Origin of the sequence: Shewanella litoralis (genome assembly GCF_009828585.1) — a bacterium.
GTDB lineage: Bacteria > Pseudomonadota > Gammaproteobacteria > Enterobacterales > Shewanellaceae > Shewanella > Shewanella litoralis.
Window position 1 is genome coordinate 25,598 of sequence record NZ_WSRZ01000004.1, and the last position, 15,116, is coordinate 40,713.

General features: G+C 43.0%; 13 protein-coding genes and 5 tRNA genes. 14 read left to right on the forward strand and 4 right to left on the reverse strand.

Annotation, left to right across the window (positions count from 1 at the left end; genetic code table 11):
• Positions 1-1,382 precede the first annotated feature (1,382 nt).
• From GQA99_RS05105 to gloA, 14 genes are all read left to right on the forward strand, one after another.
• Positions 1,383-1,458: transfer RNA gene (locus GQA99_RS05105), tRNA-Asn, on the forward strand.
• 32 nt (positions 1,459-1,490) lie between these two features.
• A tRNA-Asn gene (locus GQA99_RS05110) sits at positions 1,491-1,566 on the forward strand.
• A 24-nt stretch (positions 1,567-1,590) separates the two neighbouring features.
• Positions 1,591-1,666 (forward strand) — tRNA-Asn (locus GQA99_RS05115).
• Between the two features lie 27 nt (positions 1,667-1,693).
• Positions 1,694-1,769 (forward strand) — tRNA-Asn (locus tag GQA99_RS05120).
• A 28-nt stretch (positions 1,770-1,797) separates the two neighbouring features.
• A tRNA-Asn gene (locus GQA99_RS05125) sits at positions 1,798-1,873 on the forward strand.
• Positions 1,874-2,222: 349 nt separating this feature from the next.
• Positions 2,223-4,121, forward strand: a complete 1,899-nt coding sequence (locus tag GQA99_RS05130) for an EAL domain-containing protein (protein ID WP_160052827.1) — start codon at positions 2,223-2,225, stop codon at positions 4,119-4,121.
• 139 nt (positions 4,122-4,260) lie between these two features.
• Positions 4,261-4,839: an electron transport complex subunit RsxA gene (rsxA, locus tag GQA99_RS05135; protein ID WP_160052828.1), complete on the forward strand. Its 579-nt coding sequence runs from the start codon at positions 4,261-4,263 to the stop codon at positions 4,837-4,839.
• Positions 4,840-4,841: 2 nt separating this feature from the next.
• Positions 4,842-5,420 carry an electron transport complex subunit RsxB gene (gene rsxB / locus GQA99_RS05140; RefSeq protein ID WP_160052829.1) on the forward strand — a complete coding sequence of 193 codons (579 nt, stop codon included), beginning with the start codon at positions 4,842-4,844 and terminating at the stop codon, positions 5,418-5,420.
• On the forward strand, positions 5,414-7,780 hold the full coding sequence (rsxC, locus tag GQA99_RS05145) for an electron transport complex subunit RsxC (protein WP_160052830.1): 2,367 nt from the start codon (positions 5,414-5,416) through the stop codon (positions 7,778-7,780). Before rsxB ends, rsxC begins: the two co-directional genes overlap by 7 nt.
• A gap of 2 nt (positions 7,781-7,782) precedes the next feature.
• A complete protein-coding gene (rsxD, locus tag GQA99_RS05150; RefSeq protein ID WP_160052831.1) occupies positions 7,783-8,835 on the forward strand; it encodes an electron transport complex subunit RsxD in 1,053 nt (350 codons plus the stop codon).
• Between the two features lie 23 nt (positions 8,836-8,858).
• On the forward strand, positions 8,859-9,482 hold the full coding sequence (rsxG, locus tag GQA99_RS05155; protein ID WP_160052961.1) for an electron transport complex subunit RsxG: 624 nt from the start codon (positions 8,859-8,861) through the stop codon (positions 9,480-9,482).
• Complete coding sequence (locus GQA99_RS05160; protein ID WP_160052832.1) at positions 9,475-10,170, forward strand: electron transport complex subunit E; 696 nt, start codon at positions 9,475-9,477, stop codon at positions 10,168-10,170. Before rsxG ends, GQA99_RS05160 begins: the two co-directional genes overlap by 8 nt.
• An 11-nt stretch (positions 10,171-10,181) precedes the next feature.
• Positions 10,182-10,823 carry an endonuclease III gene (gene nth, locus GQA99_RS05165; protein WP_160052833.1) on the forward strand — a complete coding sequence of 214 codons (642 nt, stop codon included), beginning with the start codon at positions 10,182-10,184 and terminating at the stop codon, positions 10,821-10,823.
• Between the two features lie 542 nt (positions 10,824-11,365).
• The gene (gloA, locus tag GQA99_RS05170) at positions 11,366-11,776 is read left to right on the forward strand and encodes a lactoylglutathione lyase (protein WP_160052834.1); all 411 of its coding nucleotides are present in this window, start codon (positions 11,366-11,368) and stop codon (positions 11,774-11,776) included.
• Positions 11,777-12,108: 332 nt separating this feature from the next.
• Here the strand turns inward: gloA and ruvB are convergent, their stop codons facing one another.
• Genes ruvB through GQA99_RS05190 form a run of 4 tightly spaced genes read right to left on the reverse strand, consistent with a single transcriptional unit; the run spans position 12,109 to position 15,028 of the window.
• Entirely contained in the window at positions 12,109-13,113 is a 1,005-nt protein-coding gene (ruvB, locus tag GQA99_RS05175) for a Holliday junction branch migration DNA helicase RuvB (RefSeq protein WP_160052835.1), read from the reverse strand.
• Between the two features lie 33 nt (positions 13,114-13,146).
• Positions 13,147-13,764, reverse strand: coding sequence for a Holliday junction branch migration protein RuvA (gene ruvA, locus GQA99_RS05180; protein WP_160052836.1), 618 nt, complete (start codon positions 13,762-13,764; stop codon positions 13,147-13,149).
• The gene (gene ruvC / locus GQA99_RS05185) at positions 13,761-14,279 is read right to left on the reverse strand and encodes a crossover junction endodeoxyribonuclease RuvC (protein ID WP_160052837.1); all 519 of its coding nucleotides are present in this window, start codon (positions 14,277-14,279) and stop codon (positions 13,761-13,763) included. Before ruvC ends, ruvA begins: the two co-directional genes overlap by 4 nt.
• Complete coding sequence (locus tag GQA99_RS05190) at positions 14,276-15,028, reverse strand: YebC/PmpR family DNA-binding transcriptional regulator (protein WP_160052838.1); 753 nt, start codon at positions 15,026-15,028, stop codon at positions 14,276-14,278. Before GQA99_RS05190 ends, ruvC begins: the two co-directional genes overlap by 4 nt.
• Positions 15,029-15,116: the final 88 nt, after the last annotated feature.

Genomic DNA, 15,116 nt, shown 5'->3' on the forward strand with positions numbered 1-15,116 from the left:
AACAAAACAGTTGATTTTTGTATGCATATGAATATAAACAAGTTAATTTATTGCTAATGAATAAGTGCATTTTAACTCCAAACCATACTCAGCAAGGGATTGGAGGCAATTTACAGTAGAAGTCCACAAGTTTATCCACAGATTTAGTGGATAAGTCACTAAACTCCAATGTGGGTGCGGGATACCGCGATGGCAGGATTCATAAAAACGTAAGAATGTTTTGATGAAATTTAATTACATTTGATATTCAATACGGAACAAAAAGACAATCGGATCATGAGTTGCTAATAAAGTATTGGGCATAAATGATAATATTTGGTTTGATCAACGCAATGTCACTCACCCAGTCACACAGAATCTGTAGTCCCCTCTTTTTAAGATGTTATCGACTTTTGTCTGACCTGTTCTCTGGATAAGAGATACACTTATGCGATTTAAAATCAGCATGTTAACCCTCCTCTTTTTCAAGCTTGTGGTTTGTTATGCTAACCAAGGCGAATTGATGCGTCAAAAGCGAGCCTATCGTAAGTCGATTAAAGCAAGGCAATGGACTGTTTGAGAGGCGTTTATTATCTAGCTCAGTTTATCTAGCATAACGACATATCAAAGTCTCTGCCGCGCTGCTGTATATACCCAATCAACTTGGAGAGACGTGTTTCAGAGCTTCACCGTGTTTTCAATACTAGGCGCGTTAATGCAGTAATGTAGGTACCTTATAAATTAACGCAACAACGCTCTTGATTTAATAATAAGGGGAACACGATGAAGCTCCCAAGGGGCAAGTGTTACACGCGTTTATGCTGCGGCTTTTGTTAATTTAGCTGATTTTAGAAGGGGAATAACCATTACCCGCAACCAATGCCTTGCCTAAACGCGTGTAAATTCTTGCTGAAATCGAGCATCTTCAGGTTGTTTGGGTATATGTGAAATGGGAAACGATTCTCTGTAAAACGACTTTGAAAGCTTAACAGGGCTTGGTAAACAAAAAACAATAATACGTTCATCAAGTTGATTGAGAGCCGGCATATTCAATCATTCGTTCCACTCAAAGCCGATTAATATTTAAATGCTTTCTCGCGTTCAATGACAAAGTGAATCGCAGCCGCTAATTGATTGACAGTACCTCAACAATAGAAAACGCATCATGTATTACTCTTTTTTATCAAAGAGCCGTTCTACCGTTCATGATTTGATTTTATCTAAGTATTTCATTTTCTATTCATTGTTCAAAAATCAACATAAATGCCCAAAAGTCGTGCACGATGTGTATTTGGTAACCAATTAGTCACATAAATGCGATTTTTTTTCTAACTCGAGTTGACTCAGTTACCAGAGCGTTTTACTATGCGCTCCGTTCTCAGCAATACATTGCTAAAAACGATTCCCCAGTAGTTCAGTCGGTAGAACGGCGGACTGTTAATCCGTATGTCACTGGTTCAAGTCCAGTCTGGGGAGCCAATTTAGTATACTGTTAAGAACGTAAGCGTAATTCCCCAGTAGTTCAGTCGGTAGAACGGCGGACTGTTAATCCGTATGTCACTGGTTCAAGTCCAGTCTGGGGAGCCAACGCTTAATGTTATCGAAATCGATTCCCCAGTAGTTCAGTCGGTAGAACGGCGGACTGTTAATCCGTATGTCACTGGTTCAAGTCCAGTCTGGGGAGCCATCGAGATAACAATTTGAAATGATCAATTCCCCAGTAGTTCAGTCGGTAGAACGGCGGACTGTTAATCCGTATGTCACTGGTTCAAGTCCAGTCTGGGGAGCCATTTCAAACCGTCCAAAATAATGATCAATTCCCCAGTAGTTCAGTCGGTAGAACGGCGGACTGTTAATCCGTATGTCACTGGTTCAAGTCCAGTCTGGGGAGCCATCATCATTAGCATCAAATTCCCCTCTAAGTACTAATTATTCAATTCATTAGTTTACACACTTTCTTCTACCCTATTATTTCCGTAGTTAATTGTTGCTTGATATTTTACTCACTACTGCGTCTGCTATGCTTATTGACTCACCCACTAACAACAAATCTATTTTTCCAGTAATTATAATGCTTTAGGTTAATAATAATTTAATAATATACCTGCTATGATATTATTGGTTATTATATAAACTATCGTGATAACACCTTAATCGTCATGCCCATTCAGATGGCACAGCCTTTGCTGCAAGCATCTGGCTGAAATGGCTAATATTGACAACTCGTAAGGAATGGATGTTTTATGGGCTTATCAAAATCCTTTCAGCTGGTACTTTTCATTGTTTTCGGCCTGTTGATTTTTCGGATCTGGTCTGTTGAAAATAATGAAGTACAAGAACAAGGTGAAATTGCACGCGCACAATATTTGCAATACGTGCAAACTTATCGCACATGGGATGGTGATGGCGAAGCCCTGTATCAACAAATGTCGGCAAAATTTACTTTTCAGTTTTTTCAATTTATTCACAATACTGATAGCAATTTAAACTTCACTCATGGCAGCTTACAGCGACCCAGTGATGATTTTGCTAGTCAAATTTTCAATATCGAACTTGGCCACATTCAGTCGTTTCCTCAAGCACGATTACAAGTGCGTTTAGATACTTCTAGCGTATTGTCTAGTAACATTGCCGATCTAAAAGAAACTGCCACCCTGCTAATTGGTGCCTACATTGTATTAATGTTGTTGTTTGCCGCATTAGTGCAATTACACAGAAAACGTATTCGTTATGCTGCAGAGTACGTCACACACATTCCTGATTTGTCTTTTTTAGCACTTGAGCGCTCCCGTTTCCCTGGGGTATTGCGCCCATTAGGTAATGCCCTTGAAACCTGCCGTGGCCAGTTAAAGCTCAGCCTAGACCATGTTCGAAAAGAAAACGAATTACTGACAAAGGCGGCTTATCAAGATCCTGTCAGTGGCTTCTCTACTCGGCAACGTTTTACTCAATTTTTAGAAGACTTAAGCCAATCAAATAAGCAGCAATATGGCGTTTTGATCATGGTAAAAGCCGCAGAACTTGCGAGCATTAACCAACTGCATGGCAGAGCGGCCGGTGATGATTATTTAGCGAAACTGGCTAATTGTATTCGTAAAGCGGTTTCATCATTGGGAGTAAATGAATGCTTTAGGGTTTCAAGTGGTGATTTTGCGGTGTTTATTGATGGCATAACACTTAAAGAAGGTGAGAAATGTTTAGAACAGCTCAAACGTCACCTTGATGAATACGCCCAAAGTACCCGAAGTGATTCTATCGCCCATGCAGGGATGGTGCCTTATAAAGAAGGTTGTGAACCGTTAGCGTTAATGGCATTGGCTGATACCGCTGTCAGTATTGCGCAAACATTGGGCCCTAATCGTTATTATCAACTTGAGAAACTCTCAGGGGATGAACAATTTGGTGATGACCACTGGAAACTCACAATTGACGATTTAATTAATCGCCGCAGCATTAATTTTTATCAGCAACCTATTCAACCGTGTAATAATCAAACCGATGTTTATCGCGAATTATTAGCACGCTTTTATAACGCTGAAGGTAAATACCTGCCAACAACCACAGTCATTGCCATGGCTGAGCGTTATGGGCTGAATATTGAACTGGACAAAATGATCGTTATTCAAACGATTAAAGTGTTGAGTGAAAACCCAAGCATTATCGGTAACATGGGTGTCAACATTAGTGCATTATCGGCGTTACAAGATGGATTTACCACCTGGTTAAAAGACCTATTGACCAAACACCGCCATGTAGCTTCTCGATTGATATTCGAACTCAATGAGTCAGGCATGCAAGCAAATTTAATATCAAGCCGTCAATTTGTCAGCGAAATGCATAAAGTCGGTGCTAAAGTGGCTATTGAGCGTTTTGGCTTGGGCTTTACCTCGTTTAAATTCTTCCGAGAAGTACGTCCAGATTTTATCAAACTCGACAGTAGCTACAGCGACAATATTGAACAAGATAATAATAATAAGTTTTTTGTTCGCATGATGGTTGATATCGCTAAACGTATTAGCATTCGGGTGATAGCTACCGGCGTGGAAAAACAAGACGAAAAGCTCACCCTAGAAAAGTTACTGGTTGACGGCCTGCAAGGGTATTACATTGCCAAGCCTGAAGTTTTAGTCAAAAAACAGTAATCATTAGGTTATTAAAATGTAAAATCGAGCATTTTATCACAAGGTTAAGCATTTTATGTTTAACCTTGTTTTTTATCCGTTGTTTCTCAGCGCTAAACCTTAGATAATACTAGGATCTATTGGTCAAGAAAATGTAGCAATGACAGAGTACCTTCTTTTATTAATCGGTACAGTACTGGTTAATAACTTCGTCCTGGTTAAATTCTTAGGTCTATGCCCTATTATGGGGGTGTCGAGTAAATTGGCGTCTGCAATTGGCATGTCAATGGCAACCACGTTTGTATTAACATTAGCCTCAATTTTAAGCTATCTCACCAATGAATTTTTACTACAGCCCTTCGACTTAAGCTACTTGCGTACCATGAGTTTTATTTTGGTCATTGCCGTGGTGGTCCAATTTACTGAAATGGTCGTACAAAAAACCAGTGCATCACTGCATCGTGCCTTAGGGATTTATTTACCACTGATTACTACTAACTGTGCAGTATTGGGCGTCGCGTTACTCAATGTCAACGAAGACCATAACTTTATTCAATCAGCAATTTATGGCTTTGGAGCCGCGGTCGGCTTTTCATTAGTATTGATTTTATTTTCTGCTATGCGTGAACGTTTAGCAGCTGCCGATGTGCCAGTTCCTTTTAAAGGAGGCGCAATTGCCATGATCACCGCCGGGTTAATGTCGTTAGCATTTATGGGGTTTGCGGGGCTGGTTAACTAATTATGACAAGCATATTTATTGCCGTTGCCGTACTCAGTTTACTGGCATTAGTGTTTGGGGTGATTTTAGGGTTTGCCTCAAAGAAATTTAAAGTCGAAGGTAATCCTGTTATTGATCAGGTCGAAGCCCTACTTCCGCAAACGCAATGCGGACAATGTGGATACCCAGGTTGTCGGCCTTACGCTGAAGCAATTGCCAATGGTGACCATATCAATAAATGCCCTCCTGGCGGCACTGCCACTATGGAAAAAATTGCTGAATTAATGGGCGTTGATCAAGAACCATTAAACGCAGAAGCTCAATCGACTGTAAAAAAAGTGGCTTACATTCGTGAAGATGAATGTATTGGCTGCACAAAATGTATCCAAGCCTGCCCAGTTGATGCCATTTTAGGCGCGGGTAAGCTTATGCACACCGTCATCGCAAAAGACTGTACGGGATGTGATTTATGCGTAGAACCTTGCCCTGTTGATTGTATTGACATGATCCCTGTTGAAACCACTCTGCAAAATTGGGATTGGAAATTAAACACAATCCCAGTCAAGGTGATTCATTCTGAGCCAGAGGAACAAGCGTGCTAACGTTATTAGAACAACTGGATAAAGGATCGTTGTGGCAATCTCCTGGCGGGATACATCCTCCACAATTAAAAACACTTTCTAATCAATCTGCTATTGCGCGCTTACCCCTAGCAACGCGTTTTATTGTACCTGTGCCACTCGTGGGCGAACAAGCGACGTTATCCGTTGGCGTGGGCGATAAAGTACTAAAAGGTCAGTCATTGACAGAAGGAGCAGGTTTCACCTATTTGCCGGTGCATGCCCCTACCTCTGGACAAATTGTTGCCATAGAGCAGCACGCAACGAATCACCCTTCTTCATTGCCAACCTTAAGTTGTATTATTGAGTCAGATGGCCAAGATACCTGGTGTGATTTAATCCCTAATAGCCTTGAGCAACTGTCAAAGCTGCAGATATTAGACAAAATCAAGCAAGCAGGTATAGCAGGCATGGGCGGCGCAGCGTTTCCAAGCCATGTAAAGCTCAATCCAGCCAGTGAAATCGATTTAGTTATTATCAATGGCATCGAGTGTGAACCCTATATCACCTCAGATGACAGATTAATGCGCGATCACAGCGACGAAATTGTATCTGGTGTTGGCGTAATTAACCATTTGCTCAATCCGCAGCGGATCATTATTGCAATTGAAGATAATAAGCCTGAAGCGGCGCAAGCCATGCAAGCGGCGCTTAATAGAAGCAACCTACCTAAAGGCGTCGCGCGCGTCACAGTCATCCCGACTAAGTACCCTTCTGGCGGCGAAAAACAGTTAATCCAAATTATTACTGGTAAAGAAGTTCCCAGTGGCGCAATTCCTGCCCAACTCGGTATTGTGGTGCACAACGTGGGCACAGCTTTTGCCATTCAAGAGGCAATCTATCAAGGTAAACCTCTCATTGAGCGTGTTGTCACGTTAACCGGTGAACAGATTGGCCAACCAGGCAACTATTGGTTACCCATAGGGACTACAGTGGCTGATGCATTGCAATCTGTCCACTTTATCGAATCTGCCGAACAAAAGGTGATCGTAGGCGGCCCCATGATGGGCTACGCCTTAGCGGAGTTAGATGTGCCTATTTTAAAAGGCACAAACTGTTTACTCGTGCCTAGTCACAACGAAATAGCCGCCGATGTTGACGAAAAAGCCTGTATCCGTTGCGGTGAATGCGCAGTCGCCTGTCCGGCATTATTGTTGCCACAACAACTCTTTTGGCACGCTAAGGCCGAGGAATACGACAAAGCCGCCAGTTATAATTTAAAAGATTGCATTGAATGTGGTTGCTGCAGCTATGTATGTCCAAGTGATATTCCACTTGTTGAGTATTATCGCGTCGCAAAATCGGCCTTAAAAATTGAAGCCGAAGAAAAGCGTCAAGCTGAACAGGCTAAAATACGCTTCGAAGCACGCCTACAACGCTTAGAAGACGAAAAGAATGCACGTGAAGCTAAAGCGAAAGAAGCCGCCGCTAAGCGTCAAGCAAACATGAAGTCTACCGATAAAGATGCTGTTGCAGCCGCGATGGCAAGGATTGCCGCTAAAAAAGCGCAAGATTCGGCCGCCTCTTCTGCACCAACAGCTGGCAGTACGACACAAGTTCCCCAAACCGTCGTTGACCCGAAAAAAGCGGCTGTTAATGCCGCTATTGAACGTGCTAAAGCTAAAAAAGCGGCTCAGGCGAATACCGTTAGTGATGATGAGTTCGACAAAAATACCGCTGAGGTTAATGTTGACGACAAACAAGCTAAAATTGCCGCCGCTGTTGCACGCGCCAAAGCGAAGAAAGCCGCACAAGTAAATGCTGAATCAACGGTTCAAACACCCAACACAGCTGAAACTTCAGTAGCAGGAACTGAACCGCCAGCAGACACAGTTGACGACAAAAAAGTCCGTGTTGCAGCAGCCGTCGCTAAAGCCAAAGCAAAAAAACTGGCTCAAGCTGGCCAAACTGATGACACGACTGTTACAACAGAACCGACAACAGATGCAGTTGACGACAAAAAAGCCCGTGTTGCCGCTGCAGTCGCTAAAGCCAAGGCAAAAAAACTGGCTCAAGCTAATCAAACTGATGACACGGTTGTTGCAGTAGAGCCGACAACAGATAGAGTTGACGACAAAAAAGCCAGTGTTGCCGCAGCAGTTGCTAAAGCCAAGGCAAAAAAACTGGCTCAAGCCAGTCAAATCGATATCGGCGAAGCTGTGTCTCGACCTACAGTTGGTGTCGAGTCTACCGCCGAAATAGCGCCAAACGTAGCGTTGACAGCCACGGCGGACTCAGCAGAGTTATCCCCTGAGCAAATAAAAAAAGCCAAAGTCGCAGCGGCGATTGCCAAAGCAAAAGCGAAAAAGCTCGCCAACAGTGCTGAGCAAGAGGAACAATAATCATGGCATTTAAAATTGCCTCGTCACCCCATGTCAGTACCAGTTTGCACACCAATACCGTGATGAAACGGGTGGCTTTGTGTCTTATTCCGGGTATTGCAGTACAAAGCTATTATTTTGGTTTAGGTACCTTAATCCAATTACTATTGGCTGTCAGTGTGGCGTACCTTGCTGAAGCTGCGGTGATGAAGCTACGTCATAAAAACATTAAAGCGACGTTGAGTGATAATAGCGCATTGGTCACGGCATCATTACTTGCCGTTGCGATTCCGCCCTTAGCACCGTGGTGGCTTATTGTTATCGGGACCCTTTTTGCCATCGTCATCGTCAAACAGCTTTATGGTGGTTTGGGTAATAACGTATTTAACCCAGCAATGGCGGCATATGTCTTACTGCTTATTTCATTTCCAGTTCAAATGACCTCATGGGTTGCACCGCAAACCATTGCGATGAATCACGCCTCTTTGTTTACCAGTGTGCAAACTATTTTTGAAATCAATCAATCTTTTGCGGCTGAGTATTTTCGTTTAGGTATCGACGGCATTACCATGGCAACGCCATTAGATACCCTCAAAACCGATTTATCCATGGGATTAACCACTACCGAGAGCTTAACGAAACCTATTTTCTCAGGCATGGGAGCTGAAGGCTGGTTTTGGGTTAATATGGCCTATCTTGCTGGTGGGTTAATCATGTTAAAGCTTAAGGTGATCCGTTGGCATATTAGCGGTGCCATTATCGCCAGTTTGTTTGTGTGCGCCAGTTTCGGCTTTTTAATCAGTCCAGATACCTTTGTTAGTCCGTTAATGCACCTATTTAGTGGTGGCACCATGCTAGCGGCATTCTTTATTGCAACCGATCCAGTTACCGCGGCAACGAGCCCGCGAGGTCGATTACTATTTGGTGCCATGATTGGTGTACTCATTTACCTTATTCGTACTTTTGGCGGTTACCCTGATGCGGTGGCATTTGCGGTATTACTGGCCAATATGTGCGCGCCATTCATTGATTACTATGTGCGCCCACGCAGTTACGGTCATCGCACAGGAAGTTAACCATGCCAATAAATGATAATCCGATGATTAAAAATGGCTTATTGTTAGCCTTGTTTGCTTTATGTTGCACGGGACTAGTCGCGCTCGTTAATACCCTCACCCATGACACTATTGCGCTGCAACAACAAAAGCAATTAACCGAAACCTTAACTCAAGTGATCCCAGCAAATTTGCATGACAATGTGTTATTTGAACAATGTATTTTAGTCCACTCACCAGAGTTACTGGGCAGTAAAGATGCATTGCCCGCTTATTTAGCCTATAAAAATCAACAGGCTGTCGCAATTGCCATTGAAGCCATTGCCCCTGATGGCTATAACGGTGAAATCAAACTGATTATTGGTATCGATAACGACGGTCAAGTATTGGGGGTGCGCACGCTATCGCATCAAGAAACACCTGGCCTGGGTGATAAAATCGAATTACGTAAATCAGATTGGGTGACTCACTTTAGTGGCCAACTGTTTAAAGATAATACTGACTTGTGGAAAGTGAAAAAAGACGGCGGGCAATTTGATCAATTCACTGGCGCCACCATCACGCCACGAGCCTATGTTAAAGCCATTAGTAAAGCCTTAAGTTTTGTAGAACAACATCGCCAAAATTTGTATAAAAGCCATGTGAAATGTGAGGGCAGCCATGAGTAACTATCGCGAAATAGCGAGCCAAGGTTTATGGAAAAACAACCCAGGACTTGTCCAGTTACTGGGTTTATGTCCATTATTGGCAGTCACTGCAACCATCACGAACGCCTTGGGTTTAGGTGTAGCGACCCTACTTGTATTGATGGGATCAAACATTTTAGTGTCACTAGTGCGTGATTATGTACCTAAAGAAATCCGTATTCCGGTATTTGTCATGATCATTGCAGCCTTGGTGACCTGTGTGCAATTACTGATTAATGCCTATGCCTATAATTTGTATATTTCATTAGGGATATTCTTACCGCTTATCGTCACTAACTGCGTTATCATCGGCCGTGCTGAAGCATTTGCGTCGCGTAACTCTCTCGCTCATTCAGCCTTTGACGGTTTGATGATGGGATTGGGTTTTACCGCTGTATTAATGGTATTAGGCGCAAGCCGTGAGCTATTAGGCCAAGGTACGTTATTTGATGGTGCCGATTTATTATTAGGCGAATGGGCCAGCATATTAACGATCCACGTGTGGCAAGTTGATACTCCGTTTTTACTCGCCATGTTACCGCCAGGTGCGTTTATCGGCATGGGCTTACTCATCGCCCTTAAAAATGTGATCGACACTAGAATTAAAGCCAGACAACCTAAAGTAGAATCTGTTGGGGTAACTCGAGCTCGGATCACCAAGGTAAGTTAATAGACATTATTATGAATAAAGAAAAACGCATTCAGATCTTAACGCGATTACGAGATAACAATCCTAAGCCTGAAACTGAGTTGAATTTTTCCAGCCCATTTGAATTACTGGTCGCAGTGACATTATCAGCACAGGCAACTGACGTGAGTGTGAATAAGGCCACTGACAAGTTATTTCCGGTAGCCAATACCGCTCAGGCGATTTACGATTTAGGGGTTGATGGGCTCAAACAATACATTAAAACCATTGGTTTATATAACAATAAAGCCATCAATGTCATTAACGCCTGTAAAATGTTAATCGATTTACACGGCGGCGAAGTCCCTGAAAACCGTGAAGCATTAGAGGCATTACCCGGAGTAGGCCGTAAAACCGCTAACGTGGTTCTCAACACCGCCTTTGGCTGGCCAACCATTGCGGTTGATACGCATATTTTTCGCATGGCAAATCGTACCAAGTTCGCACCCGGTAAAAATGTCGATCAGGTAGAACAGAAAATGCTAAAAGTGGTGCCAAGCGAGTTTAAGGTGGATGTGCATCATTGGTTTATTTTACACGGCCGCTATACCTGTTTAGCACGTAAACCTCGTTGTGGCAGTTGCATGATAGAAGATTTGTGCGAGTTCTCTGAAAAGATTTATCCTGAAGAATAGCAACAAAAAATGACCAATACACATAATGTGCTTTGGTCATTTTTTTACAATTCATTGTACGTTAACTCATCAACTAACGTGCAATAAACTCGTGTTCAGAAAGGATTGAATACTTCCCTGGTGGAGCGATATTGCTTACAGTGCAGCGTTGTGTTTTATGATTTAAAACATCGCCACAAAAAAAGCGCTAAAACAAATTGCGATTACTACGGTAGTGCCTAAGGCCATTTTTAATTCTGTTGTCATTGTCTTGCCTCCATGTAGGTATAAAAGAAGAATAACGCCTTTTGCTTATGAACCCAAAAAATATCATCACAAATGTGAGCTAAAGCAAAAAATTACCGGTATTCATTTTATTCGTATTATTTACTTGCTCATGTTATTACGTTTTTTGCTGGATAAAGATAGTTATCAGCGTATTTTCAATCGTACTCTGTTGAAGCTTGTAAAATATAAATTGTTACAGATCAACAGCTGCGCATCTTTTCATTGTCATCTGAGCTTGATACAGTCAGATTTATTTTTATTTAAGAGAGAACATTATGTCGCAATTACTTCACACTATGATCCGCGTTGGCGATTTAGACCGCAGCATCACGTTTTACACTGACGTAATGGGGATGAAATTACTGCGCAAGTCTGAAAACGCTGAATACAAATACACCCTCGCCTTCGTGGGTTTTGGTGAAGAAACCACTGGCCAAGCTGTGATTGAATTAACCTATAATTGGGGTGTAGACAGCTACGACCTGGGCAATGGTTTTGGCCATTTAGCCATAGGTGAAGAAGACATTTATGCCCGTTGTGAGGCCATTACTGCTGCAGGCGGCAAAGTGACTCGCAAGCCAGGTCCTGTCGCTGGCGGCACGACTGAAATCGCTTTTGTTGAAGATCCTGATGGATATAAAATTGAATTGATCCAGAAAAAATCAGCGACTGCTGCGTTGGGTTAACCACCTTATCAATTCAAAACAAAGCCAGCTAAATGCTGGCTTTGTTATTTAATCTAAACTCAGGTTATTATACCATTTCCGTTAATTATGTGACCAATCAGAGTCACTCAGATTGTTCAGTTTGAGGCGCATTGTTGAAATAATGGTTATTCCCTTCTAAGGCAATGCAACAAAGAAATGGACAGTCTGAGTGCCTCCTACAAGGCGGGTTTCTGTGCCTTCTATGCTGCTTAATAGCATTTTGACGTAGAGCAACTATGCCTACAATTCTATTACTTGCCTAGAAGGCACAGAACTCCCGCTGAATGACCAGATAATTAATGGAATTGGTATTACTCTGGCTTAACCATACTAAAATGGTCATATGCCCGCTGCGTTGCTATTCGGCCTCTTGGCGTGCGTTGAATAAAGCCTTGTTGAATTAAAAACGGCTCAAGCACATCTTCAATGGTTTCTCTGTCTTCGCCAATGGCTGCGGCAACGTTATCTAATCCTACTGGGCCGCCCATAAACTTATCGATAATCGCTAATAAGAGTTTACGGTCTAAGTAATCAAAACCTTGCTCATCAACATCAAGTAAATCTAGGGCATATTCAGCCACTTCTTGAGTCACAATGCCGTCATGTTTCACTTCAGCATAATCGCGAACACGGCGCAGTAAACGGTTAGCAATACGTGGCGTGCCGCGTGAACGGGTAGCAATTTCGATAGCACCTTGCTGATCAATTTCTAATCCCATCACTTTGGCAGAACGAGTCACAATGGTGGTGAGATCGTTTACATTATAAAATTCTAACCGCAGAGGAATGCCAAAACGTGCCCGCAGTGGTGAGGTTAATGCTCCAGCTCTAGTGGTGGCCCCCACTAGGGTAAACGGCGGTAAATCAAGTTTAATTGAACGTGCAGCAGGGCCTTCACCAATCATAATGTCAAGTTGATAGTCTTCCATTGCGGGATACAGAATTTCTTCAACAACCGGACTCAATCGATGAATTTCATCGATAAACAGAACATCGCCTTGTTCAAGGTTGGTTAATAACGCCGCTAAGTCACCCGCTTTTTCAAGCACGGGACCTGATGTCGATTTAATATTCACGCCCATTTCATTCGCCACAATCATCGCGAGGGTGGTTTTACCTAAACCTGGCGGGCCAAAAATAAGCATATGATCTAATGCTTCACCGCGATTGATTGCAGCTTGAATAAACACTTTCAGCTGGGCGCGTGTATCGTCTTGCCCGGTGTATTCATCCAACATTTTTGGGCGCATTGCTCGGTCAATTTGTTCATCTTGACCTTGTACTTGCGGTTGGATCAGGCGATCAGCTTCAATCATTATGTAGATACCCTAGTCTGTCTATTCAAGGTGTTATAACATCGACTTTAATGCTGCTTTAATCAGCGTTTCAGAGCTCATGCCATCTGTATATGCTGCAGAAACCGCTTTACTGGCTTGCGCGGGTTTATAACCTAATGACAATAACGCCGATATAGCATCTTCTTCTGCACTGTCAGCTATCGGTGTGGGTTTATAATTACTTTGCAACATAAACTCGCGCTCAGAGCCAACAGATGCTTCGAGTAAACTTTTGAGTTTGTCGCGCATTTCAATCACTAATCGCTCAGCGGTTTTCTTACCTACACCGGGTAACTTCACTAACGTCACAATATCATCACGTTCAACACAAGAGACAAACTCTGAAGCGGTCATTCCTGACAAAATAGTTAACGCCAATTTAGGGCCTACACCATTAGTTTTAATCAATAACCTGAATAATGCTCGTTCTTGTTTGGTAATAAAACCATACAGCAGCTGCGCGTCTTCACGCACCACAAAATGAGTAAACAACATCGCCTGCTGATTGAGCTCAGGGAGTTCATAAAAACTGGTCATCGGCACTTGTAACTCATACCCTACACCATTTACGTCGAGCACCACTTCTGGCGCTTGTTTTTCAACTAATATCCCACTGAGACGACCAATCATTTGTATCTTCCGTAAGTTCTGCTACTCGCCTTGCCGCCCATAGCAATAAGACTTTGATAAGTATGAAAATGACATACTGCGACCCCTAACGCATCCGCGGCATCGGCTTGTGGCGCGGCGGGCAATTTTAACAGTTGTTTTATCATGTGTTGTACTTGTGTTTTTTGAGCTCGACCAGTGCCGACAACGGCACTTTTAATCTGAGTCGCGCTGTACTCTGCCACAGGTAAGTTAGCACAGGTTGCAGCCACAATGGCGGCGCCACGTGCCTGACCCAGTTTCAATGCCGAGTCGGCATTTTTTGCCATAAATACTCGCTCTATTGCAAATTCATTAGGCTGGTATTGCGTGATAATTTCAGTTAAACCTGCATAAATCTGTTGTAAGCGTTGGGGTAAATCATCGGCTGATGTGCGAATACAACCACTGCCCAAATAAATTTGTTGTCTACCTTGGCATTGGATCACGCCATAACCGGTAATACGCGAGCCAGGATCGACCCCTAATATGATCATAGATTATCTAATGCTTCCATGACGTCATCTGAAATCTCAGCGTTATGATATACCTCTTGTACATCATCGTGATCTTCTAACGTGTCTATTAACCGTAAAAATTTCTCTGCGGTATCGATATCCAATTCCGCTTTAATTGAAGCAACCATGGTCACTTCCGCGTTAACAGCTTCAAGTTCGCCGCTGTCGAGTGCATCTTTTACTTTGCCAAACGTCTCTGGGCTGGTGAATACATCCATAGCACCGTCATCGTGTGTGACCACATCTTCAGCGCCCGCTTCTAGCGCTAGCTCCATCAATGTGTCTTCATCAGTATCATTGTCGTATGAAATCACACCAGATTTAGTAAATAAATACGCTACTGAACCGTCGGTACCTAAATTACCACCCGATTTATTAAAGGCATTACGTACACCAGACACTGTCCGGTTGCGATTATCTGTCATGGTTTCAACCATCACGGCGGTGCCGCCTGGACCATAGCCTTCATAGATAATGGTTTCAAGTTGTTGGCCGTCGACTTCACCCGCACCGCGTTTAATGGCACGTTCTACGGTGTCGCGAGTCATGTTATTTGATAAGGCTTTATCGATGGCGGCGCGTAATCTTGGATTAGCATCGGGATCTGAGCCACCTTCTCGAGCCGCAACGGTGAGTTCACGGATAAATTTAGTAAATAATTTACCGCGCTTTGCGTCTTGGGCTGCTTTGCGGTGTTTAATGTTGGCCCATTTACTGTGTCCTGCCATATTAAGCTCCCTTTTCATTCAAGTACAAAATCATACTTGTAAAAAACAGACCGAGGCAACAGCCTCGGTATGTGGTGCCCTTTAAGAG